Source organism: Archangium violaceum (assembly GCF_016859125.1).
In the GTDB taxonomy this organism is placed as follows: Bacteria; Myxococcota; Myxococcia; order Myxococcales; family Myxococcaceae; genus Archangium; species Archangium violaceum_A.
Map to the genome: position 1 here is coordinate 1839268 of NZ_CP069338.1, position 22534 is coordinate 1861801.

At 68.9% G+C, this 22534-nt stretch carries 20 protein-coding genes; 10 read left to right on the plus strand and 10 right to left on the minus strand.

Annotated features, from left to right (window positions below):
- Nucleotides 1-29: 29 nt before the first annotated feature.
- The 4 genes from JQX13_RS07755 (at nt 30) to JQX13_RS07770 (ending at nt 5413) form a co-directional block, all read left to right on the plus strand.
- Complete coding sequence (locus tag JQX13_RS07755) at nt 30-797, plus strand: hypothetical protein (RefSeq protein WP_203408410.1); 768 nt, start codon at nt 30-32, stop codon at nt 795-797.
- Nucleotides 798-872: 75 nt separating this feature from the next.
- On the plus strand, nt 873-1586 hold the full coding sequence (locus tag JQX13_RS07760; protein WP_203411918.1) for an HAD family hydrolase: 714 nt from the start codon (nt 873-875) through the stop codon (nt 1584-1586).
- A gap of 210 nt (nt 1587-1796) precedes the next feature.
- On the plus strand, nt 1797-2702 hold the full coding sequence (locus JQX13_RS07765; protein ID WP_239014603.1) for a lipid kinase: 906 nt from the start codon (nt 1797-1799) through the stop codon (nt 2700-2702).
- A gap of 83 nt (nt 2703-2785) precedes the next feature.
- Nucleotides 2786-5413, plus strand: a complete 2628-nt coding sequence (locus JQX13_RS07770; RefSeq protein WP_203408412.1) for a carboxypeptidase regulatory-like domain-containing protein — start codon at nt 2786-2788, stop codon at nt 5411-5413.
- A gap of 215 nt (nt 5414-5628) precedes the next feature.
- Here the strand turns inward: JQX13_RS07770 and JQX13_RS07775 are convergent, their stop codons facing one another.
- The 3 genes from JQX13_RS07775 to hrcA form a co-directional block, all read right to left on the minus strand.
- Nucleotides 5629-5955 carry a transposase gene (locus JQX13_RS07775; RefSeq protein WP_203408413.1) on the minus strand — a complete coding sequence of 109 codons (327 nt, stop codon included), beginning with the start codon at nt 5953-5955 and terminating at the stop codon, nt 5629-5631.
- Nucleotides 5956-5972: 17 nt separating this feature from the next.
- On the minus strand, nt 5973-7031 hold the full coding sequence (locus JQX13_RS07780) for a transposase (protein ID WP_203408414.1): 1059 nt from the start codon (nt 7029-7031) through the stop codon (nt 5973-5975).
- Nucleotides 7032-7200: 169 nt separating this feature from the next.
- Entirely contained in the window at nt 7201-8232 is a 1032-nt protein-coding gene (gene hrcA, locus JQX13_RS07785) for a heat-inducible transcriptional repressor HrcA (protein ID WP_203408415.1), read from the minus strand.
- Between the two features lie 540 nt (nt 8233-8772).
- Between hrcA and yedA the strand changes: the two genes are divergently transcribed.
- Together yedA and glnA are read left to right on the plus strand one after the other, a co-directional pair.
- Nucleotides 8773-9693 carry a drug/metabolite exporter YedA gene (gene yedA, locus JQX13_RS07790; RefSeq protein WP_203408416.1) on the plus strand — a complete coding sequence of 307 codons (921 nt, stop codon included), beginning with the start codon at nt 8773-8775 and terminating at the stop codon, nt 9691-9693.
- A 189-nt stretch (nt 9694-9882) separates the two neighbouring features.
- On the plus strand, nt 9883-11304 hold the full coding sequence (gene glnA, locus JQX13_RS07795) for a type I glutamate--ammonia ligase (protein ID WP_203408417.1): 1422 nt from the start codon (nt 9883-9885) through the stop codon (nt 11302-11304).
- Between the two features lie 54 nt (nt 11305-11358).
- Here glnA and JQX13_RS07800 read toward each other — a convergent pair whose 3' ends face one another.
- Nucleotides 11359-11829 (minus strand): hypothetical protein, encoded by a 471-nt coding sequence (locus tag JQX13_RS07800; protein ID WP_203408418.1) that lies wholly within the window; start codon nt 11827-11829, stop codon nt 11359-11361.
- Nucleotides 11830-11956: 127 nt separating this feature from the next.
- Between JQX13_RS07800 and JQX13_RS07805 the strand changes: the two genes are divergently transcribed.
- Nucleotides 11957-13324 carry a DUF2314 domain-containing protein gene (locus JQX13_RS07805; RefSeq protein ID WP_203408419.1) on the plus strand — a complete coding sequence of 456 codons (1368 nt, stop codon included), beginning with the start codon at nt 11957-11959 and terminating at the stop codon, nt 13322-13324.
- Between the two features lie 232 nt (nt 13325-13556).
- Here the strand turns inward: JQX13_RS07805 and JQX13_RS07810 are convergent, their stop codons facing one another.
- The 4 genes from JQX13_RS07810 to JQX13_RS07825 form a co-directional block, all read right to left on the minus strand.
- On the minus strand, nt 13557-14144 hold the full coding sequence (locus JQX13_RS07810) for a hypothetical protein (RefSeq protein WP_203408420.1): 588 nt from the start codon (nt 14142-14144) through the stop codon (nt 13557-13559).
- A gap of 30 nt (nt 14145-14174) precedes the next feature.
- Nucleotides 14175-14648, minus strand: coding sequence for a hypothetical protein (locus JQX13_RS07815; protein WP_203408421.1), 474 nt, complete (start codon nt 14646-14648; stop codon nt 14175-14177).
- A gap of 73 nt (nt 14649-14721) precedes the next feature.
- Complete coding sequence (locus JQX13_RS07820; RefSeq protein ID WP_203408422.1) at nt 14722-15309, minus strand: hypothetical protein; 588 nt, start codon at nt 15307-15309, stop codon at nt 14722-14724.
- A gap of 36 nt (nt 15310-15345) precedes the next feature.
- Nucleotides 15346-15813 (minus strand): hypothetical protein, encoded by a 468-nt coding sequence (locus tag JQX13_RS07825; protein WP_203408423.1) that lies wholly within the window; start codon nt 15811-15813, stop codon nt 15346-15348.
- Between the two features lie 118 nt (nt 15814-15931).
- Between JQX13_RS07825 and JQX13_RS07830 the strand changes: the two genes are divergently transcribed.
- Nucleotides 15932-17089 carry a PQQ-dependent sugar dehydrogenase gene (locus JQX13_RS07830; protein WP_203408424.1) on the plus strand — a complete coding sequence of 386 codons (1158 nt, stop codon included), beginning with the start codon at nt 15932-15934 and terminating at the stop codon, nt 17087-17089.
- A gap of 46 nt (nt 17090-17135) precedes the next feature.
- Here JQX13_RS07830 and JQX13_RS07835 read toward each other — a convergent pair whose 3' ends face one another.
- Together JQX13_RS07835 and JQX13_RS07840 are read right to left on the minus strand one after the other, a co-directional pair.
- Complete coding sequence (locus tag JQX13_RS07835; protein ID WP_239014604.1) at nt 17136-18929, minus strand: hypothetical protein; 1794 nt, start codon at nt 18927-18929, stop codon at nt 17136-17138.
- A 116-nt stretch (nt 18930-19045) separates the two neighbouring features.
- Nucleotides 19046-19567 carry a type 1 glutamine amidotransferase domain-containing protein gene (locus JQX13_RS07840; protein ID WP_203408425.1) on the minus strand — a complete coding sequence of 174 codons (522 nt, stop codon included), beginning with the start codon at nt 19565-19567 and terminating at the stop codon, nt 19046-19048.
- A 145-nt stretch (nt 19568-19712) separates the two neighbouring features.
- Here JQX13_RS07840 and JQX13_RS07845 point away from each other — a divergent pair, with 145 nt between their 5' ends.
- Both JQX13_RS07845 and JQX13_RS07850 read left to right on the plus strand, forming a co-directional pair.
- Complete coding sequence (locus tag JQX13_RS07845; RefSeq protein WP_203408426.1) at nt 19713-21305, plus strand: cation:proton antiporter; 1593 nt, start codon at nt 19713-19715, stop codon at nt 21303-21305.
- Nucleotides 21302-22435, plus strand: coding sequence for an NAD-binding protein (locus JQX13_RS07850; protein ID WP_203408427.1), 1134 nt, complete (start codon nt 21302-21304; stop codon nt 22433-22435). The genes JQX13_RS07845 and JQX13_RS07850 overlap by 4 nt, the downstream gene beginning before the upstream one ends.
- The last annotated feature ends 99 nt before the right edge of the window (nt 22436-22534 follow it).

Sequence of the window (22534 nt, forward strand, 5' to 3'; positions counted from 1 at the left end):
ACAGTGGGGCCTTCTTTCTTTTGTGCTCCATGCACCTTCGCCTCCTGCCCCCGCTCCTGCTCCTGCTCGCCGGCTGCCGCTGCGGCGACGAAACGACCCCCCTGCTCGCCGAGGCGAGGCAGCGCCTGTCCACGCGCGACGGCAAGCTCACCAGCTACGTGCTGGCGGGCACCGCGCGCGAGGGCACCCAGACGATGGACTTCCAGTTCGCCTACCGCGCGCCGCAGAAGATGCTGGGGACGCTCGGCGCGCCCAGCTCGCGCACCTTCGCCTGGGACGGGGAGCACCTCTTCGAGCGTGACGACACGGCGAAGAGGTTCCGCACCCATGACGGCGGGCTCGGCCCGGAGGCGCGCACGGAGTTGCTCACCGGGCTCTTCACGCCCTTCGCCCCCGAGGGCTTCCGCGCCCCCCTGCTGCCGAGCCAGGGAGTGAGCGCTCGCCGGACCACGCACCCGCGCGGCCCCGAGGCCGTGGAGCTGACGGTGAAGCCCACGGGCAGCGACGTGGAGGTGACGTACGTGCTGCGCTGGCCCGGCATGGACTTCCTGGGCAAGCGCACCCGCAGCGGCGACGCCACCGCGGAGCTCCGCGTGGAGGAGGAGCAGTGCGAGCAGTCCCTGGCCCTGTGCGTCCCCAAGCGGCTGACACAGTGGACCGCGGGACAACAGGTGGCGGAGACCCGGCTCACGCGTGTGGAGCTCAACCCCGCCCTCCCCTCGGAGACGTTCACCCTCGGCGCGCCAGAGGGTTATGCCGTTGAGACGAAGACGCTCGCGGAGTTCGGGGCGCCCTAGCATCCCCGTCCGGGGTTGAACCCGCCCGGCGCCGTCCCCACCTTCCGCACCGGGAAGGAGTACGACGGAATGGCCCTGGTGCAGAACGTCATCTTCGATGTGGATGGCACGCTGGTGGACTCGGTGGACGAGCACGCAGAGGCCTGGAGGCGAGCCTTCCTGGAATTCGGCCGGGACGTGCCCTTCGCGCACGTGCGCAGCCAGATTGGCAAGGGCGCGGACCAGCTGGTGCCCGTCTTCTTCACCGAGGACGAGCTGGAGAAGTTCGGCCAGGAGCTCAGCGACTTCCGCTCCGCGCTCTTCAAGCGCGAGTTCATGCCCAAGCTGCGCGCCTTCCCCCGCGTGCGCGAGCTGTTCCAGCGGCTGCGCCAGGACGGGCTGCGCATCGCGCTGGCCTCCAGCGCCAAGGGCGACGAGCTCGAGTTCTACATGCGCCTGTGCGGCATCGAGGGGATGTCGGACGGCGAGACGTCCAAGGACGACGCGTCGAAGTCCAAGCCCCACCCGGACATCTTCGATGCGGCGATGGAGCGGCTGGGACGGCCGGACCCGCGCACCGTGGTGGTCATCGGCGACACGCCCTACGACGCGCTCGCCGCGAGCAAGGCGGGGGTACCCACGGTGGGCGTGCTGTGCGGCGGCTTCTCCGAGGAGGACCTGCGCACGGCCGGCTGCCGCGCCATCTATAAGGACCCCGCGGACCTGCTGGCCCACTATGAGTCCTCGCGCGACACCTGGCCGTGGGCCGCGGACGCGGTGGCCGCCGCCAAGGACGAGGAATCGCGCTGACGGCGCCTCGCTCCCTCTCCCGGCATGCGAGTGGAGGAGAGCGCCGGGCCCGGGTGCCCGCCCCGCACTGGCTGGCGGACCCGCTCGTGCACATCCTTGTGGGCAATGGCAAGCGAGGCTTCTCCAGACGTCGCCCTGAGCGCCCCCACCACCAAACGCGGCGCCCTCGATGAGGGGCCCGCGCTCCTGATCATCAACAGCAAGTGTCGCATGGGACGCAAGGCCCTCCCGGCCACGCTCGCGGCGCTCGAGGCACGGGGCATCCCCCTGGCGGCCAGTCACCGGCTCTCCCGCCACAAGCGGATGGACCAGGTGCTGCGCGAGGCCCTGGAGAGCGGCGTGCGGCGCATCCTCGTGGGCGGTGGAGATGGCACGCTGAACAACGCCATCCAGCACCTGCTCGGGCGCGAGGTGACTCTGGGCGTGCTGCCGCTGGGCACCGCCAACGACTTCGCGCGCTCGCTCGGCATTCCGCCCACGCTCGAGGCCGCCTGCGACATCATCGCCGCGGGCTACACGGCGCGCGTGGACGTGGGGCTCGCCAACGGACGGCCCTTCCTCAATGCCGCGAGCCTCGGCCTGGCCTCCGCCATCGCCCGGCGGCTGACGCCCCGCTTCAAACGGCGCGTGGGCAAGCTGGCCTACCCCGTGGCCGCCGTCGCCGAGCTCTGGGAACATCAGCCCTTCCACGTTCGCATGGTCACGGACAGCGAAGAGAAGGAATTGGACGTGCTCCAGCTCGTGGTGGGCAACGGGCGCTACCACGGCGCGGGCAACATGGTGACGCCCGACGCCACGCTCGACGACCACCGGCTGGACGCCTACACCATCGCCGCGCCCTCGGCGGAGTCCGGACGCGAGGGCACCGGACTGGGCCACATGCGGGACCTCTCCACCCTGGCACGCATCGCGCTCTCTCTGCGCCGGGGCGAGCACGTGGCCCATCCGTCCGTCTCCGCCCTGCGCGGCGCCCACCTGTACGTGGACGCCCAGCCGCCCCAGGACATCAACGCGGACGGGGAAATCATCGGCCACACCCCCGTGCGCTTCGAGCTGGCCCCCGCGGCCCTCCGCGTCTACGCCCCAGCGCCCGCGCCCGCGCCCACGACCCATTGAGTTGGGATTTCGGAAGACAACCGGATCGCGGTTAGGCTCTCGCGACGGGGAAGGGTTCGGCCCTCCCCATCGCGGAGAAGCCCGTGCGCCAACGTCCCCTCTTCCCGCTCCTGGTGGCCGCGCTCCTGTCCATCGCGGCGCTTCTCCTGCTGTGGCTCCGCCCCCGGAACCTGGAGGAGACCGCCGGCACGGCGACCGTCGCGGCCCGGGCCTCCGTGCGTCCCGGGCACGCCGACAACGCCTCCGCCCGCCCGCCTCCGCGCCCGACTCCGCCGCTCGACACGCCCGCGACGCTGGCCGATGGCAGCTTCGTGGTGCGGGTGGTGGTCTCGGGCGCTCCCGTTTCGGGGGCGACGGTGCGCGCCTGGTCGAAGGGCCCGGACAACGGCCTGGGCCAACCCACGTGGCGCCGCGCGGGTGAAGGGACGACGGCGGAGGACGGCACGCTGCGGCTGCCCGCGGCACCGGGCCTCTACCTCCTCACCGCCCGCGCCGGGGGCCTCGCTCCCGCGCGGCGCGAGGTACCCCGGCCCACGGGTGAGTCGGAGACGCTGGTGGAGCTGTCCCTGCCGGCCGGTGTCCCGCTGCGGGGACGCACGGTGGCCGAGGGCCGCGACGGCGACCCCGTCCCCCTGGCCGAGGTGACGCTCCGTCCGTACACCGGGTCGGGTCCCTCGGCGCGAGCCCATGCGCTGCCCGAGGAGGTGGAGGTGGCGACGAGCGATGCGCGCGGGCGCTTCGACTTCACCGGACTGGCGCCGGGCCGCTACGAGCTGGTGGCGGAAGCTCCGGGCTTCAGCCCGCGGACGATGCGCTTCGTGTCGGTGCCCGCCTCGGGCGAGCTGGTGGTGGGATTGTGGGCGGCCTCCACCCTGGAGGGCTTCGTCCTGGGCGCGGACGGACAGCCGACACCGGACGCGGAGGTGCGGGTGCTGGGCGGGCCCTCGAGCTTCCGGACCTCCACGGGCGCGGGCGGCGGCTTCTCCCTGGAGGTGCCTGGCGGGACGTATTGGGTGATTGCCCACAAGGGCCACCAGGTGGGACGGGCACCGGGCCTCATCGTCGTGGCACCCGGAGAGACCGCGCGCGAAATCACGGTGCGGCTCGGGGCCTCCGGGCACCTGTCGGGCACGGTGACGCACGGAGCGGACGCGAGGCCCGTGGAGGACGCGTTGGTGGCGGTCGGCCCGGCAGGCGCGGGCGGTGAGCTGGGCCGCGTGCGGACGGACGCGGCGGGCCACTACGCCCTGGAGCTACCACCGGGTGACTACGACATGACGGTGTCGGCCCCGGGCCACACGGGCACCTCTCGCGAGGGGCTGGTGGTGGAAGCGGACCGGTACACCGTGGCGGACTTCCGCCTGGAGGGTACGGCGTCGGTGGAGGGCACGGTCGCGGATGCGCGGGGAGGCCTCCTGGCGGGCGTGGCCGTGCGCGCGAAGCGGATACGGGACGCCTCGGGCGAGGAGTACTTCACGCGCACCGGCTCGGCGGGGGCCTTCGTCCTGGAAGGACTGCCGGTGGGCACGGTGCAGGTGCGCGCCAGGCAGGACAACTCGGCCGTGTGGACGAGCAGGACGGTCCAGCTCGGCACGGGCGCGCGCACCCGGGTGGACTTCATCCTCTCGGAGACGGGCCGGGTGATGGGCCGGGTGACGCAATCCTCGGGCGCGCCATTGCCCGAGCCCGCGCTGGTCCGCGCGATGGCGAAGCAGGGCCAGGGCGGAGTGCTCGACATGGGCCTCGCCGACACGGACGCGGAGGGCCGCTACCAGCTCGAGCTGCCCGCGGGCGTCTACCAACTCACCGCCGTGCTCCCGGGCGCCTCCTATGTCTTCTTCAACGTGGACGACCCCTCCGTCACCGTGGAAGCCGGCGCCACCGTGACGATGGACCTGACATTGCTGGATGAGCGCGGACTGCGCGGCATGGTGCTGGAGCCCTCGGGCGCGCCGAGCCCCCATGCCGTGGTGGTGGCGACCCAGGGCGGAGACTTCCCCTTCTCCATCACCCAGCAGGCCAACGACGAAGGGCACTTCAGCTTTCCGCCCCATGGCCAGCCCACCACCCTGACGTTGCAGGCGTACAACTCGGGCCGGTTGAGCGAGCCTACTCCCGTCACGGACGGCTCGGGCGAGCAGCGGCTCCAGCTCCGGCCCGCGGCCACCCTCCGGGGACGCGTGGTGGCGGCACGCAACGGCACCGCCCCCACCGGCTTCACGCTGCGCCTGTTGAACGCGGATGGCTCCGCGCCGGAGTGGGCTCGCGATGCGCGGCGGACCTTCCCCGGCAGCGAGTTCCTGCTCACCGACGCACCCGCCTGGCCACTGAGGGTCAGCGTGCGCACCACCGACGGACGCACCGGGGAAACACAGGTGACGCTCTCGCCGGGACAGCGCTCGGACGTGGAGGTGCCGCTGACGGGTGGCGCGTCCTCCATCTCCGGACGCATCGTGTGGAGCGACTCGGGCGAGCCCGCCCAGGACGTGGGCATCTCCCTGGACCACCCGCCGGGCACTCGCGCCGATACCTACTCGGGACCCGACGGCCGCTTCCGCCTGGACGACGTCACGCCCGGCGCGCACACCGTGCAACTGCTCGCCACTGGCGGCAAGCCCGAGGCTCGCCCCGTGACGGTGGCCACGAGCGAGGCCATGGACCTCGGCGACATCCGGGTGACCGCGCGCAAGGTTCCCAACCGGGCCGACTGAAGAGCAGTCGATAAATCCCTCGCGGGAGCAGAGCGCGATCAGGAAGTGGAGGGGAGGGCGGAGGAAATCGCCCATCCCGAGGCGCGGAGTTGGAGGGGGGGGTTGTACAGGTGGGAAGCAGGCGAGAGCGGGATTCAACCACACAGCCCGGGGGCTCATCGCCTGGTTGGAGCCTGAGAGGCCCGGTCACACCACACGCGGCAGGGGGCTGGCCGTCAGAAGCCAGCAGGCAAGGCGGTGACCTGGTCCACCGGCACCGGACTGATGCCGCCACCGAGAGAGGCCGCGTTGCCTGGAGCCAGCTCGAGGAGGTGAGCCGGCTCGGCAAGCGCGCTCTGGCGCGCCAGCAGCGCATCCACCAGAGGCTGGCCGTGTGCGGCCAGGTTGTGCGCCAGGGCCACCAGCAAGGCGACACACTTCACCTTGTCCAGCCCCCGCACCGTCACCTGCGTCAGGCCATAGCGCCCCTTCACCTGCGCGTTGACGTTCTCCACCAGGCCGGCGCGGGCCTTGTACTGCTCCTTGGCCTCGTCGGTGCGCATGCGCTCACGCCACGCCTCTACCTCGGGGGAATGGTCCCCCTGCTGCCCGGCCTGGGCCATGCGCTCGGGCACCGAAATGAGCGCTTCAACCCCTTGGCCGCGCACTGCTTCACGTCTGCGCACGTGGCATGGCCGCCATCGGCCAGCACGCGCTCGGGCACCTGGCCCGTGCGTTGCTCAATCTGCTCCACCATGGGGCTCACGCTGCCCATGTCGCTGCCCTGGTTGGTGACTTCCACTCCCACAATCGTTCGCGGCCCTCCCAGCGCCTCCCCAGCCACCGCGAATTGCAGGTTGTAGGCGGGTCGGAAACCCCCATCGGCCATCTTCATCACCCGTGCATCCGCATCCGTGGAGGAGGCGCGCACCTTCTCCTTGTCCGCCCCCTTCTTCCTGGCCTGCTGTTGCTTTATCGCCTCCAGCGCCGCGTCCACCCGCGCCTGGTAGTCACGCGCCTTGGCCTCTCGTGTCGCCTGCTGCCCACGCGTCAGCTCCGGGTCGTCCTTCTGCGCCAGCACCGCTTGCAAGTGCAGCTCGGCCTGCTCCTGGCACTCCCGCAGCGACTGCTCCCGCCGGAACGAAGGCGCCGAGGCACTGGCCCTCACCCGCGTGCCGTCCTGCGCCACCTGCTCCAAACTCACCAGCCCCTGCTGCAACAGCACCGAGAGCACGTCGGTAAACACCTGCTGCAACACCTCCAGGTGCTCCACCCGGAACTGGCTCAGCTTGTCGTGGCTCACCTTCACTCCACCGGCCAGCCACTGGTACGCCCTGTCCTCCTCGCACCGGCGCGCCAGCTCCGTCGCCGTCCCCACTCCCTGCTGAATCCCGTACACCCACAGCGCCAACAGCAACCGGGGACTTGTCACCGGGCGTCCCGCATGTCCCTCCACCGCCTTGGCCCCGGCCAGAAAGCCTCTCAGGTCCAACGCCTCCACCGCCGCCGCCACTACCCGCACCGGGTGCTCCGGCTCCACCAACTGCTCCGGCATCTGCTTGAACAGCCAGCCTTGCGACCTGTCCGGCTCTTTCGTCCGGACTCTTCCCTCTGCTGCCCGCGCTTTCTTCTGGCTCACTCCCCCTGCCTACTTCACATGGTACCTCTTGCACCCGAACCCCAGGGGTGGGGCTTTGCCTTCCCCACCCACCTTTGGATCACCCAGCTTTCACTTCCTGGGATTTATCGAGCGCTCTTGAGCCTCGGTGGCTGCGAGATACCCTCTCCCAGAGGGAGAGGGAGTGGCGTCATGCCTTGTCGAGCGCCAGCGAGAGCACCTGCGCGGTGAAGTTCACCAGCGGGATGATGCGCTGGTAGTTCATCCGCGTGGGTCCGATGACTCCCACCGTGCCCAGCACCTGCTCGCGGCTTCCGTAGGGACTCGCGATGACCGTCACGTCCCCCGCCGAGGAGAACTCACTCTCGGTGCCGATGAAGATCTGCATCTCGCGCGCCCGCTGCACCCGGTCCAACAACGCCAGCAGCTTGTGCTTCTCCCCCAGCGCCTTGAAGAGCGCACGCATGCGCTCCACGTCCGCGAACTCGGGCTGCTCCAGGAACGAGCCCGTGCCCTCGATGAGCACCCGCTCCCCCGTCTGCAGATCCGTCGCCGCCGCGCCCAGCTTGAGCGCCTTGGCCGTCAGCGCGTTGTAGAGTTCCTGGTCGTGGTCCAGCTCGGCCCGGATGCGCTCGCGCGCCTCCTCCAACGTCACCTCGTGCAGCAGCTCGGACAGGTAGTTGCTCGCCTTGAGCAGCTCGTCCGACGTGACGGGGAAGTCCACCGACAACAGCTTGTTGTGCACCTGGCCGTTCTGCCCCACCAGGATGGCCAGCACGCGGTCCTCCCGCAGCCGCACGAACTCGATCCGGTGGAAGACAGCCGCGTCCGGCCGCGGGGTGACGACGACGCCCGCGTGCCGGGTGAGCGAGTGCAACAGGCGCGAGGCCTCCGCCAGCAGCTCCTCCATCCCCGACTCGTGCGCCAGCCCCGCGTGGATGAGCTCGCGGTCACGTGGCGCGGGATCCTTCAGCCGCACCATCGTGTCCACGTAGAAGCGATAGCCCCGGTCCGTCGGCACCCGGCCCGCGGAGGTATGCGGCTTCTCGAGGAAGCCGAGCTCCTCCAGGTCCGCCAGCACGTTGCGCAGCGTCGCCGAGGAGACGTCGAACTCCGGCTTGCGCGCGAGATGTTGGCTCCCGACGGGGCCACCCGTGGCGATGTATTCCTGAACGACGGCGCGAAGGACTTCCTTCTCGCGCTCACCCAGCTCCTCGGACATCCTTCCTCACGCTCCCCAATGGCGTTCCGCCCACGATGGTCGGCGAAAACATCGAGAATGCCCTGAAAGATTAAGAAGTTGGAGGGGCCGGTTCAATCCCCCCGCCCGCTGGGTGGGGGTCCGGTACGGCGCATGCGTCGAACGCCGGCCCGGAAGCGGGCGAGCAGGCCCCCCATCCGTCACCTGCCTACACAGGGCTCAGGGCAACAGTGAGCGGCAGGTACGGTCCAATTCATCAATAAGAGCCGGATCCATGGCTCGCGCCGTCCGGGGGGACAATGTCCTGAAGTGCGGCAGCGCTCGCTCGGGACTCGTCCCCCGTTGGTGCGGAAGGCACTGCTGACGAAGTCCTCCAGCCCCGCCGAACGCTTGGAGCACGAAAGACCACCCAGCGATCATCAACAACGCCGCCTCCAGAGCACCGTTGTCGCGGGACAGACGTGCCCGGAGCACGATGTGACCCGGGCAGCCATCCCCTCTCGGGGTACGCCGACGGAGTACATCGCGAGACGCGGAGCAGGGCGTTAAAAGCGCGACGCCTTGTCCTCCGCTACCTCCTCCATTCCCGCCGCGACGCTGCCCGCGGGCACCACGCCCGCGGAGTTCAATCGCGGGCTCCTCGTTTTCTGCCTCTTCGCGCTCTACGTGATCTGGGGGTCGACGTACCTCGCCATCCACTGGGCGCTGCGAGGAGGATTCCCGCCCTTCCTCATGGCGGGGGTGCGCTACACGATCGCCGGCGTCATCCTCTACGCGGTGCTGAGGATGCGCGGGTACGCCCGGCCCGCGGTGCGCCAGTGGGGAGCGGGCGCGCTCATCGGCTTCCTGCTGCTGGTGATGGGCAACGGCGGCGTGGTCTTCGCGCAGCAGTGGGTGCCCTCGGGGCTGGTGGCCATCGTGGTGGGTAGCGTGCCGCTGTGGACGGCGCTCTTCGGAGGCCTCTTCGGCCAGTGGCCCGGGCGCGCCGAGCGCTGGGGCCTGGCCATCGGCTTCTGCGGCCTCATCCTGCTCAACCTGGGCAGCGACAAGAGCGGCAACCTGTGGGCCACCTTCGCCCTGCTGGTGGCCCCGGTGAGCTGGGCCTTCGGCTCCATCTGGTCGCGCCGGCTGCCCTTGGCCGAGGGGCTCATGTCCACCGCCACGCAGATGCTCACCGCCGGGGCCATGTTCTTCGGGGTCAGCGCCTGCATGGGCGAGCACCTCGCCGCGCTGCCGCCCCCGCGCGCCCTGCTCTCCGTGGGCTACCTCATCGTCTTCGGCTCGCTGGTGGCCTTCAGCGCCTATGGCTACCTGCTGCGCAATGCCCGGCCCGCGCTCGCCACCAGCTACGCCTACGTCAATCCCCTGGTGGCCGTGCTGCTGGGCACCTTCCTGGCCGGCGAGTCGCTGAGCGTCTGGGGCTTCATGGCCATGGGCGCCATCCTCGGCGCCGTGGTGCTCATCACCCGCTCCAGGCGCTGAAGCCCGGACTCGGGAAGCGTCAAGCCCGAATGTCATCACGATGACGTGAATCCCCCGCTCTCCCCCCTGGAGCGCGGGCGGATTGTCACGCCCCGTGCACGTTCCTCTTTCCTCTGGCGAGGCCCGTTCCTAGTGTCGGCGACGCCCTGGAAGTGAAGTACCCACCCGGCAGGAAAGGACTCCGGAACCATGACCACCAAGACGGCGAAGGACGTGCTGGCGTTCGCGAAGGAGCACGGCGCGCAGATGGTGAGCCTGCGCTTCATCGACTTCATCGGTCGTTGGCGTCATTTCGCGGTACCCCTCCACGAGCTGCAGGAGGGCATCTTCGAGGAGGGCCTCGGCTTCGATGGCTCGTCCATCAAGGGTTGGTTGGAAATCCACAACTCCGACATGCTGGTGATGCCGGACCCGAACACCGCGGTGATGGATCCGTTCACGCAGACGCCCACGCTGGTGCTGCTGTGCAACGTGAGCGATCCCGTCACCAAGGAGCAGTACATGAGGGATCCGCGCAACATCGCCTCGCGCGCGGAGAAGTACCTCAAGAGCACGGGCATCGCGGACACGGCCTTCTTCGGCCCCGAGGCCGAGTTCTTCATCTTCGACGGCGTGCGCTACAGCACGGAGCCGCACCACATGTTCTTCGAGGTGGACTCCATCGAGGGCGCGTGGAACACGGGCCGCGAGGAGCCGGGCGGCAACCTGGGCTACAAGCCGAACTTCAAGGACGGCTACAACGCGTTGATGCCCACGGACGCGCACAACGACATGCGCGACGAGATGTGCCGCATCCTCGGTGAGGTGGGCATCAGCGTGGAGCGCCAGCACCACGAGGTGGCGACGGCGGGCCAGTCGGAGATCGACTTCCGCTTCGACACGCTGGTGAAGACGGCCGACAACCTGATGTGGTTCAAGTACGTGCTGAAGAACGTGGCGGCGCGGCACGGCAAGACGGTGACGTTCATGCCCAAGCCCCTGTACGGGGACAACGGCAGCGGTATGCACACGCACCAGTCGCTGTGGAAGGGCGGCAAGCCTCTGTTCGCGGGCGAGGGCTACGCGGGCATGAGCGAGATGGCGCTGCACTACATCGGCGGCATCCTCAAGCACGCGCGGGCGCTGGCGGCGCTGTGCAACCCGACGAACAACTCGTACAAGCGCCTGGTGCCGGGCTACGAGGCGCCGGTGAACCTGGCGTACTCCAGCCGCAACCGCAGCGCGTCCATCCGCATCCCCATGTTCAGCGCCAGCCCCAAGGCCAAGCGCCTGGAGTTCCGCTCGCCGGACCCGAGCTGCAACCCGTACCTGGCGTTCGCCGCGCAGCTCATGGCCGGCCTCGACGGCATCGAGAACAAGATCGACCCGGGCGAGCCGCTCGACAAGGACATCTACGGCCTGTCGCCCGAGGAGCTCAAGGACGTGCCGAAGATGCCGGGCTCGCTCGAGGAGGCGCTGGACTGCCTGAAGAAGGACCACAAGTTCCTGCTCAAGGGCGACGTCTTCAGCGAGGACTCGCTCAACAGCTGGATCGAGCAGAAGCAGAAGGAGGTGGACGCCATCCGCCTGCGTCCGCACCCCATGGAGTACCAGCTCTACTTCGACATCTGAGCGCGGCTTCCTGAGTCACGACGGGGCGCTTCCGGGAGACCGGGGCACCCCGTTTCAGCGGATGTCGTAGAGCCACTTCCAGACCGTGCCGGAGATCAGCGCGGTGCCCACGACGAGCCCCAGTTGGGTGGCGAAGGAGGGCGGCGAGAAGGAGAAGAAGAAACGCAGCAAGGCGAGGCCGAGCACGGCCCCCACGGCGGCGCCCTTGATGAAGCGGGCCCTCGACTCCAGGCGGTACAACCAGAAGACCTCTTCGTTCGAGGACTCGAGGGGCTCGCTCGCGAGCGAGTGGGAGTCCACGGGTGCGAGCTTGCGCTCCTGGCGGAGGCGGTTGAGATGGTAGAGCGCACGCTCGAAGGCCGCTTCCGCCTCGCGTGCGCGGGAGTTGGCGGCGGCGAGCTCGGCCTCCACCCGCTCCAACCGCTCCACCTCGGCTCGATTCCGGGTCAACTCGCCCTTCACCTCGCGCAACTCCGTCTGGAGCCGCTCCAAGGTGTCCCGCAGCTCTCTGTCCTCCGCTGCCATGGGGAGCAGGCTACCCCAGCCCCCGCCAGGGACGGAGGTCCTAAACGGCCAAGGGGGGCATGGCCCCGTGTCAGGGAAGCGGGGATGATGCGTGCCGTAGCCTCACGCAATCCCCTGGAGTCCCTCCATGCCTCTCCTCCGCGCCGCGCGGCTGCTCAGTGTGCTGCTGCTGTGCCTCGCGCCCCTGGCCCACGCGGGCAAGCCGGGTGCCACGCCCCCGGCTGGAACCGTCTTCCCCTCCCCGCTGCTCCACTCGCAGGACATCACCTACTCGGTGGTGCTGTACCACCCCACCCCGCCCAAGGGCGACGTGGTGGCCGAGGCGCGCAAGCTGCTGACGTCGAACCACAAGAAGCTCGCCGGAACGTGGAAGCGCGGCGCTCCCGCCCCCGAGGTCGACGTACGGTCGGTCCCCACGGAGGACATCGAGCACCTCGAGGAGTACTACCTGCGCTACTTCGCCCGGAGGCTGAGCGACGAGGAGCGCAAGCGCCTGATGGGAGCCCGGCACGCCACGAGGCTGTCCTTCCACGTGCCGTTCGCCAAACGCAACGAGTCGCTCCTGGAGGCCTCGCGCTTCGCCCACCAGGTCGCCGCCGAGCACGGGGCCTTCCTGTGGGACGCCGAGACGCGCGAGTACTTCGCGCCCCAGCACTGGAAGCAGGAGCGGCTGGACAACTGGAACGGCGGCGTGCCCTTCGTGCAGACGCACATCACCGTGCACGTGTACGGCGAGGACGAGGACGTGCGCTTCATCACGCTCGGCATGGTGAAGCTCGGCCTGCCGGACCTCGTGGTGGAGCAGGTGCCGCGCTCGATGACCCAGGAGATGGGGGTGCTCATCAACGGCGTCGCGCAGCTGCTGGCCGAGGGGCTCGAGCTGTCCTCGGACGGGACGTTGAACGTGGACCTGGCGCGCGTGAAACACGTCCGGGCACGCGGCCAGCTCGAGGCCAGGACGCAGAAGGACGCGCGCCGGAGCATGAAGCTGCGAGCCATCGAGGCCAGGCGCGATCGGGGTGACCCGGAGAACCACCTGCTCGAGCTGTCCTTCCCGGGCAGCGGGACGCCGCACGAGCGGCAACTGGCGGCGCTCGACACGCTCTTCGGCAAGAAGCCCGACAACATCACCCCCGTCGAACCGGGAGACGCCGAGTTGGAGGCGGTGGCGCGCAAGGCCCGCACCCGGCTCAACGAGCTGCGGCCTCGCGTGGAGAAGGGGCTGCACCCTCCCGAGCAGCTGATGGTCAAGGCGGGCTTCCGCACCGATGACGGCAGCTCCGAGCACATGTGGTTCGAGGTCACCGCGTGGGAGAAGGATCGGCTGCGCGGCACGCTCGCCAACGAGCCCTTCGGGGTGAGCGGGCTGCGCCGCGGCTCGAGCGTGAGCGTCACCCTGCCGGAGGTGGACGACTACCTCTACACGCGCCCCGACGGGACCGAGGAGGGCGGCGAGAGTAGCCGCATCCTCATGCGCCGCGAAGAGGGACGTTGAGCCCCAGGCCGAGAGCCGAGCCGCCCACCACTCCCGATGGCCGCTACCAGGCGAAGGTGGCGCTCGGAGAACGGGGAGCGCCGTGATGGACGGACGGCGCCCCGGACTTCAACCGCCACCGTGTCGAGAACACCCCCTATGCCGGGTGGTTCGCGGGGCGCCGGCGGTAACGGGGACCTCCACGCGGGCGGGCCCCAGGTGGGTCACCGTGAGGCGCTAGCCCGAGCGCCCTCTACCACCGGTCATCGGTGAAGAGACAGTCGATCAACCTCGCCTCGCCGAGGCGGATGTTGCCGCACTGGATGTCGGGAACAGGCGTGAAGAGCGTCTCGTTGGGCAGACGGTGAGCGTGGAGCACGTCCCGTATGATGGCCTCGATCTTGTTCGCATGGGGCTTCGTCTCGGGCACGTCCTCGTAGATGGTCCGCGAGGGAGATGCTCCCTTGTCCGAGTATTGCTGGAACGAGCTGTAGAGCACGTACACAGGCGCGAGGATGCTCACCAGAACGACCACCGCGCGAACCTCCTCGGCTCCACCAGGAAGCTTCAAGACCTCGGGGAGGTACACCCGGACGCGCCAGCAGTTGTCGTCAGAGAAGAGCGCGGTCCAATCCTCCACCTTGCACTCCGGTAGAGACTCGGACAGCCGGGCGAGCAGCCTCTTCCAGCTCATCGAGTTCTTCAGTGCATGCTCGCGCAGCGCCAACATGCGCTGGTACTGCTCCGAATCATCGTAGCCCTCTTCACCGCCGTACAGGTTGACGGGGTGGTACTGGTGAACCAGCTCGATGAGCCGCGAGGCGGAAACGTCCTCATTCATGGCACTTGCTCCAATACAAGGTTGAGGAGCTCAGGGGGAGCTACGTTTGTTCGAGACTCCTTTCATGTCGATGAATCTACGAACACGCACTCCGGGAATGGGGACTTCCAATATCTTCCGCATCTCCGTACGGAACCGCTGACACATCTCCTCCGAGAGGAGCCCTTGCGGAAGTACACGTTCCACCGCGGCATCCGCGGCCTTCGCGGCTTCCTGCTGAGCGAACTCATCGGAGATGACTCCACCCCGGTGGCGCTCCGGCACCTCGACCTGAACCTGACACGGAACAATCCGCAGTCCTTCGCCCGAACTACGTGCCAGATTGATGATGACCCGCGCGACCTTCCACCCACCGGGCCACGGAGAATCGGGTGGCACGTAGGGCTCGAACATGAACTGCGACGGCGAGATGCCGCCCTCACCACCGTCCCCACCGACGATCGACACGCAAGCCGTCGCGCAGAGCAGGACGGCAAGCCCGAGCAGCAAAGCGGAACGCCGCATCACCACCTCCCGGAGCACAGTCGCGAAGGAGACTACGCGGAGCCCCCGCCCGTGAAGATATCCTCCATCCGCGCTACCACCGGTCATCGGTGAAGAGACAGTCGATCAACCTCGCTTCACCGAGACTGGTGTTGCGCACCTGGATGTCGGGAACAGGCGTGAAGAGCGTCTCGTTGGGCAGACGGTGAACGTGGAGCACGTCCCGTATGATGGCCTCGATCTTGTTCGCATGGGGCTTCGTCTCGGGCACGTCCTCGTAGATGGTCCGCGAGGGAGATGCTCCCTTGTCCGAGTATTGCTGGAACGAGCTGTAGAGCACGTACACAGGCGCGAGGATGCTCACCAGAACGACCACCGCGCGAACCTCCTCGGCTCCACCAGGAAGCTTCAAGACCTCGGGGAGGTACACCCGGACGCGCCAGCAGTTGTCATTCGAGAAGATCGCGGTCCAGTCCTGCACCTTGCACTCCGACAAGGACTCTCTGAGCCGGGCCAGACATCCCTTCCAGAGCGCCGACTGCCCCATGGCCACATCACGCGCCGCCTCCAGGCGTTGGTACTGCTCCGACTCGTGGTAGCCCGCTTCACTGCTGTAGAGGTTCGTGGGGTAGTAGCGGTGAACCAGTTCGAGGAGTTGTGGGGCAGAGATGTCGGCGCTCATCTGTCTACGCTCCAAAGCAGGGTATCCAGGTAACACTCAGGGCCGTTTTTGTCTGGAGCCTCGGCGTTCGAGGAACTCATTGACGCGCGTCCCAGGAATAGAACCCTGCAACAGCCGCTGCATCTCGTCCCGGAACCGCTTGCACATCTCCGCCGACATGAGTCCTTGTGGAAGCACACGCTCCACGGCCGCATCCGCGGCCTCCGCGGCCTCCTGCTGCGCGAACTCATCGGAAACGACACCACGATAATTGCTCTCCGGTACCTCGACCTGGACCTGGCAGGGAACGAACCGCACTCCCTCATCGGACTTGCGCACCAATGTGATGATGACCCGTGCGGCCTTCCACCCACCAGGCTCCAGCAGATCCGCGGGCACGTAGGACTCGAACATGAACTGCGACGGCGAGATGCCGCCCTCACCACCGTCCCCACCGACGATCGACACGCAAGCCGTCGCGAAGAGCAGGACGGCAAGCCCGAGCAGCAAAGCGGAACGCCGCATCACCACCTCCCGGAGCACAGTCCGAAGAACCCTATGTGGAGCACCCGCCGCGTCCACCTCCTGACTCGACCGTAACGGTCCGGTGGCGGACGGCCCGCCCGCCCGTCATAGATGCGGCATGCGCACCTGCCTCGTGCTCTCCACCCTGTTGTTGCTCGCCGTCTCCTCTGGCTGCCGCCGAAGCCAGGTGAAGCAACTGACCGCCCCCGACTGCATCCTCGTCGAGGATGGCTTCGGCCCCAACGGCACCGTGCCCATCACCGTCGACGTCGTCGCCGAAGGACTCGAAGTGCCCTGGGGCATCGCCTGGCTCCCGGGCGGCGATGCCCTCGTCACCGAGCGCCCCGGCCGCATCCGCCTGCTGCGCAACGGCGCGCTCCAGCCCGCTCCCGTCGCCACCGTGAAGATCTCCTCCACCGGAGAGAGCGGCCTGCTCGGCATCGCCGCCCATCCCGACTTCTCGAGCAACAGGCTGTTCTACATCTACGTGACCACCGACGAGGGCGGCTCGACACGCAACCGCGTGGAGCGCTGGACCCTCTCCGAGGACCACGCCACCGCCACCTTCGAGCGCGTCATCTTCGATGGAATTCCTGGGGCAAAATACCACGACGGCGGACGCATCCGCTTCGGCCCGGACGGCATGCTCTACGTGGGCACGGGCGACGCGCGCGAGCCGGACAACGCGCAGAGCCTGAACACGCCCTCGGGCAAGCTGCTGCGCCTCACGCCCGACGGACAGGTGCCCGCGGACAATCCCTTCCCGGGCAACCCCGCGTTCCTCCTCGGCGTGCGCAACACCCAGGGGTTCGACTGGAAGGACAGCGACACCCTCTACTTCACCGACCACGGGCCCAGCGGCGACACGCTGCGCCGCGGCCACGACGAGGTCAGCGTCGTGCGCAAGGGGGACAACCTGGGCTGGCCCACCGTCTACAGCTGCGAGTCCTCCAAGGGATTCATCACCCCATCACTCACCTGGGACGACGCGGTGCCCCCGGGCGGTGCCGCCATCTACACCGGTACCGCCATCCCCGAGTGGAAGGGCTCGCTGCTCATCGGCACGCTCGGCTCGCGGCACCTGCACCGCGTGGTCTTCTCCCCGGACAACCCCCGTCAGGTCGCCCAGCACGAGGTGTACCTGCGCGACCAGTGGGGACGTCTACGAGAGACCCTCATGGGCCCGGACGGCCATCTCTACGTCACCACGAGCAACTGCGATGGCCGTGGGGACTGCGAGGCGCGCAAGGACGTCATCCTGCGCATCCGCCGCTGAAACGGGAGGAGCCGCGTGCCCGACCTCCGCACGCGGCTCCCCGGACTCACCAGCTCACCGAGTCAACATGCACCGTGCCGGACCAGACGGCGTCGGTGATGATCTCGATGCCGAGCCTGGCCAGCGGCGTCGCCCCCGCGGGCACCTGCACGCTGACGGTGTTCCAATCACCGGTCTTCAGCGTCGAGACGGGCACCCACTTCGACGTGAACAGCCAGTTGGCCGCCGCCCCCTGCTGCACGAAGGGCTGGAGGGCCGTGATGCGGCTGCCCGCCGGCAGCCAGAACCGGAAGGACACCGTCTTGCCCGCGCCCACGGAGGGATTGTCGACGTAGACCGGAGACGTCCCGGACCCCGTCCCCCCCATCGTCACCGCGAGGGAGCGGCTGCCCGCCGCGGCCTTCGCGGTGGACGAGGCCACCCCGGTGACACCCGGACCCGAGAAGACCCACCCCTGCGTTCCCGACTCGAAGTTGTACGGCGCGTTGTCCGTGCCGGGATTGGTCGGAGGATTCGTCGGAGGATTCGTCGGTGGGTTGGTCGGCGGAGTGGTCGTGGAGCCCGCGGGAATGGCCAGGCCACCGGCCTTCAGGAAGGCGCCCGCGCGGCTCTTCAGGAAGAGCTGGCCATCCGTGTAGACGTCGGTGAGGTGCGAAGCCTGCTGGCCCTCGCCCCGTCCGAACAGCAGCGCGATGACCCCGCTGCTGGCGAACTTCTCCCGGTGCTTGTCGCCGCCGGGACCGAAGAAGTACTCGGAGCGGTTGTCCTTGTAGCCCGCGCGCGGCGCGTTGCTGTCGTTGTTGGCCACGTTCAGGCTGTTGGAGTTGCCCTCGGGAATCTGCCACAGCACCCAGCGCTTGCCCGAGGTCACGTTCCACAGCCGCAGCCACTCGGCGTACCGGTTGAAGCTCTTGGACGAGATGGAGGCGTTGTCGTTCGCATCCCACCACCGGTCCTGACCCTGTACGAGCTTGAAGAAGTCCGCGTCGCGATCGAGCGGGTCACCCACCAGCACGTCATAGGTGGCACCCGTGACGTTGGCGCCCAGGCCGAGCGGCTTGAGGAAGTTGTAGACCTTCTCCACCTCCGGCTGCAGCGGGTCCGTCACGGAGAAGTGGGCGATGTCCTTGTCACTGGCCCACGCCGAGACGTGGATGCCCAGGATGACGTTGTTGGCGCCCACCGCCTTGCGCAACTGGAGGAAGGAGAGTCCCCACCCGGCCACCGTGTTGGGCAGACCCGCCAGCTCCGGCATCCCCGTGGAAGCGATCGCCGCGGGGGCGTTGGGGTTGCCCGCTGTCTGCTTCTGCAGCAGCCCGTAGCCATCCGCCTCCATCATCACGAGCACGGGCTTGCCGAACTCCTTCGCCTTCTGCATCAGCACCTTGAAGTCGGAGAAGTAGTTCTTCATCACGGTGGCGTTCTGCACCGTCGCGAGGAACGCGGACTCGTTGAAGCCCGACTCACCGTTGACCTGGTAGTACTGGATGGCCGGGATGAAGCCCTGGGCGGAGGACTCCTGCATGAACGCCAGCGCGAAGGAGCCATCCGCGGGCGACCAGCCCCAGTTGTTGATCCACCCCTTGGTCAGGTAGCGGTAGCGCACGTCCCAGGGCACGGCGCTGTCCTTCATCCACGTCTGTCCGTTGTCCTCGAAGAGTCCCACCAGCAGGCGCGAGGGAAGTCCCGTGGGGATGGTGCCCGAGGGTGGGGTGATCACGGCCTGCTCGCGGTTCTCCAGGCGAGGCTCCTGATTGTCCGAGGCCATGTCTCCAGGCGTCTCGGGCCCACAGGCCGCGAACACCAGGAAGGCAAGCGACACGATGGTGTGTTTCGTCATGGCCCCCGGAACCGTAAGGCCATCCCGCGTCATCCCGCCTTCCTTCTACCTCCCGAAGCGCCTGCCCAGGCGCTCGCCTCCCCCTTCCCCCCGGTGCGACAACCACCGACGCGCCACTACTGGACGGCGCTCAGCATGGCCCGGCTGAACTGCTCCAGGTCGTCCGGCTTGCGGCTCGTCACCCAGTTGCCGTCGATGACCACCGGCTGGTCCTCCACCTCCGCGCCCGTGTACCGCAGGTCGCTCTGCACCGTGTCCCACGCCGTCAGCTTGCGGCCCGCGTGCACGATGCCCGCCGACATCATCAACTGCGGCCCGTGGCACACCGCCGCGATGGGGCGCCGGGCATCATCGAAGGCGCGCACGAAGTCCACGAAGCGCGTGTCGTGCCGCAGGTGGTCCGGCGAGTAGCCACCGGGGATGAAGAGCAGATCATAATCCTCGGGCCGCACGTCCCCGATGCCCTTGTCCGCCTTCACGTCCTCCTTGCCCTGCTTGCCCTCGAGGTGCTCCCCGGCCTTCGTGCCGATGATGTCCACCACATGCCCGGCCTGCCTCAGCGCGTCATAGGGCTTGCGGAACTCGGAGTCCTCGAAGCCCTCTCCCAGCAGACACGCCACCTTCACGCTTCGACCCATCGTCTCGTCCTCCCCTGAATCGGGTTTCAGGCGGAGAAGATGGGCACGCCCCCACTGTACCCGAGGCCCCCTGCTCGCTGGACGGGGGAGGCAGTGCACTCAATCCGTGCAGGCCTGGCGTGCATCTGCGAATCTGGGCCCTGCCTTGCACCTTGAGATGACCCTCATCATCGGCCTGATGGTGGCCGCCAGCTCGCTCGCGATCGCCGCCAAGCGCGTGCGCATTCCGTACAACGTCGCGCTGGTGGTGGGAGGTCTGATCCTCTCCGTGGGGGGCATCCTTCCGGGCGTGCCGCCCCTCAACCCGGAGGTCGTCTTCCTCCTCTGTCTGCCGCTGCTGCTCTTCGAGGGCGGCATCACCGCGGACGTGGCCAACGTGCGCGCCAACCTCCTGCCCATCGCCACCCTGGCCACCCTGGGCATGGTGTTGGCCATCGCCGCCACCGGCACGGCGCTCCATTTCACCCTGGCGCTCGCCTGGGGGCCCGCGCTGCTGCTCGGGGCCATGCTCGCCGTCACCGACACCGTCTCCATCCTCTACGCATTCCGCCGCGCACCCGTGCCCCGGCGCCTCTCCGGCATCATGCAGGGCGAGAGCCTCTTCAATGACGGCACCGCGCTCGTGGCCTACGCGGCCATCGCCCGCGTGGTGGTGAACGGCGAGGGCTCGCTGTCCCTGCCGCTGCTCGGCGCCAAGGTGCTGGGGGCCACCCTGGGGGGACTGGCCATTGGCCTCGCCCTGGCGCTCGTGGCCGGCTTCATCATCCGCCACACGAAGGATCCACTCGCGGAGATCATGGTGACCACGGCACTGGCCTTCGCCGCCTACGTGGTGGGCGAGCAGCTGCACCTGTCGGGCGCCATCGCCGCGGTGACGGCAGGACTGGGCACGGGCATCAACCTGCGGCGCCACGTGGCCCCGCAGAGCCAGGTGGCCATCCACTCCTTCTGGGAGTACGCCGCCTTCGGGGTGAACACCTTCCTCTTCTTGTCGGTGGGGCTCACCACCCGGCCGGAGACGCTGGTGCGCTACATGCCCCAGACGGTGCTCGCGGTGGCGTGCGTCTTCGCCGGACGCGCGGTGGCCATCTACCTGCCCTTCCTGCTGCTGCGTCTGGCGCGCCCCTCCGAGGCCGTCCCGGTGCGCTGGCAGCACGTCTTCGTGCTCGGCAACATCAAGGGCGCGCTCTCCATCGGACTGGCGCTCGGCCTTCCGGAGGCCACGCCCTCGCGCGAGCTGCTGGTGGCCATCGCCTTCGGCGTCACCTTCCTGTCCCTGGTCATCCAGGGGTTGATGCTCACGGGCATCCTCCAGCGGCTCGGCCTCTTCCAGGAGGACCCCGTGGCCTACGCGGTGGCCGAGCAGCAGGCCCGCCTCATCGCCAGCCGCGCCGCGCGCCAGGAGTTGGAGCAGCTGCACGACCAGGGACTCATCCCCCGCGCGGCGTACGAGCACCTGCGCAGCGACTACCAGGTGGGCATCGCCAACGCCGAGCGCGAGCTGCGGCGGCTGAGCGAGCAACACCTGGCGCAGGGGGCGAAGATCGTGCTGGCCACGCGCCGCCGCCTCATCGACGCGGAGCGCACGGCCCTGTTGGAGGCCCGGCGCTCCGGCCTCATCCCCGAGGCCACCGCCGAGGCGCAGCTGGCCCGGTTGGACGAGCGCACGCTGGAGCTGGAGCACGTGCTGTCGGGGGCCCCGGAGGGCGAGGCGGGCAGCGAGAGGAAGGCGTCATGAAGATCATCATCGCGGGCGGAGGACGGGTGGGCGGAGCGCTGGCGGCGAGGCTGGTGGCGGAGCACCACCACGTGACGGTGGTGGAGCGGGACCAGAACACCTGCAACCGGCTCTTCGAGGACATCGGCGTGGTGACGGTGTGCGGGGACGCCAATGATCCGCAGGTGCTGGAGTCGGCGGGCATCTCCGGCGCGGACATCGCGGCCGGGGTGCTGGCGCGAGACGCGGAGAACCTGGCCTTCTCCACGCTGGTGCGCTCCATGAGCCGCGCGCGCGTCATGGTGCGCATGCTGGACAGCCGCTACCGCCAGGCCTACCGGCTCGCCGGGGTGAACGAGCTGGTGGAGGAGGCCGAGGTGGTGGTGGCGAAGATGACCACGGCCATCGACTTCCCGCAGGTGGCGGGCTCGCTGCCGCTGGCGGCCGGGCACGCCATCCTCTTCGAGCTGGAGGTGAGCGCGAAGGCGCTGGTGGCGGGCCGCACGGTGGCGCAGGTGCGCGGCATGCCGAACTTCCCGCGCGAGTGCGTCTTCATCGGCGTGGTGGACCTGGAGGGCCGCATCACGCTGCCGGACGGGAACACGACGCTGCGCGCGGGGCACACCGTCATCCTCGTGGCGCGCCGCGCCGAGCTGGCCCGGGCCGTGGAGTGCCTCACCCTCGAGCCCCAGCGTCAGGAGGACACGCCGCTCGCCGAGATGCTGCGCAAGGTGGACTTCCTCGCGCCGCTGAGCTCCGAGGAGCTCACCACGGTGGCACGCGGCGCCGAGTACCTGCGCAAGGAGGCCGGAGAGGCCATCTTCAAGAAGGGCGACGCGGGGGAGACGTTCTACGTCGTCGTCTCCGGGCAGGTGAACCTGCTGGCCGAGGGTGGGCGTCTGGTGGAGGTGGTGAAGCCCGGAGGATTCTTCGGAGAGATCGCCCTGCTCACCGGCGAGCCCCGAGCCACCAGCGCCGTGGCCGGCACGGTGTGCGAGCTGGCCAGCGTGGGCCGTGATGACTTCCGCAGCGTGGTGATGGCCAACCCCGCCATCGCGTTGGAGATGAGCCGCATCCTCGGGCAGCGGCTGGCGAGGATGGCTCAGCAGGACAAGGGGCCCCAGAAACGAAAGGGCCTCTTCGGACGCTGACACCCCGTCACAAGAATTTCACTCCAATCCCTACCCACGCGCGCCAGGTCGATGTATAGGCATGCGCGAAACAGCCGTCCGGCTGCGGCGATATCGCCG

Excerpts from the sequence above, each read along its gene's own strand:
- JQX13_RS07755 (WP_203408410.1), top strand. The coding sequence starts at position 30 with ATGCACCTTCGCCTCCTGCCCCCGCTCCTGCTCCTGCTCGCCGGCTGC.
- JQX13_RS07765 (WP_239014603.1), top strand. The coding sequence starts at position 1,797 with ATGGGACGCAAGGCCCTCCCGGCCACGCTCGCGGCGCTCGAGGCACGG.
- JQX13_RS07775 (WP_203408413.1), bottom strand. The coding sequence starts at position 5,955 with ATGCGCACCGACGAGGCCAAGGAGCAGTACAAGGCCCGCGCCGGCCTG.
- hrcA (WP_203408415.1), bottom strand. The coding sequence starts at position 8,232 with ATGTCCGAGGAGCTGGGTGAGCGCGAGAAGGAAGTCCTTCGCGCCGTC.
- glnA (WP_203408417.1), top strand. The coding sequence starts at position 9,883 with ATGACCACCAAGACGGCGAAGGACGTGCTGGCGTTCGCGAAGGAGCAC.
- JQX13_RS07800 (WP_203408418.1), bottom strand. The coding sequence starts at position 11,829 with ATGGCAGCGGAGGACAGAGAGCTGCGGGACACCTTGGAGCGGCTCCAG.
- JQX13_RS07805 (WP_203408419.1), top strand. The coding sequence starts at position 11,957 with ATGCCTCTCCTCCGCGCCGCGCGGCTGCTCAGTGTGCTGCTGCTGTGC.
- JQX13_RS07810 (WP_203408420.1), bottom strand. The coding sequence starts at position 14,144 with ATGAATGAGGACGTTTCCGCCTCGCGGCTCATCGAGCTGGTTCACCAG.
- JQX13_RS07815 (WP_203408421.1), bottom strand. The coding sequence starts at position 14,648 with ATGCGGCGTTCCGCTTTGCTGCTCGGGCTTGCCGTCCTGCTCTGCGCG.
- JQX13_RS07820 (WP_203408422.1), bottom strand. The coding sequence starts at position 15,309 with ATGAGCGCCGACATCTCTGCCCCACAACTCCTCGAACTGGTTCACCGC.
- JQX13_RS07825 (WP_203408423.1), bottom strand. The coding sequence starts at position 15,813 with ATGCGGCGTTCCGCTTTGCTGCTCGGGCTTGCCGTCCTGCTCTTCGCG.
- JQX13_RS07830 (WP_203408424.1), top strand. The coding sequence starts at position 15,932 with ATGCGCACCTGCCTCGTGCTCTCCACCCTGTTGTTGCTCGCCGTCTCC.
- JQX13_RS07835 (WP_239014604.1), bottom strand. The coding sequence starts at position 18,929 with ATGACGAAACACACCATCGTGTCGCTTGCCTTCCTGGTGTTCGCGGCC.
- JQX13_RS07840 (WP_203408425.1), bottom strand. The coding sequence starts at position 19,567 with ATGGGTCGAAGCGTGAAGGTGGCGTGTCTGCTGGGAGAGGGCTTCGAG.
- JQX13_RS07850 (WP_203408427.1), top strand. The coding sequence starts at position 21,302 with ATGAAGATCATCATCGCGGGCGGAGGACGGGTGGGCGGAGCGCTGGCG.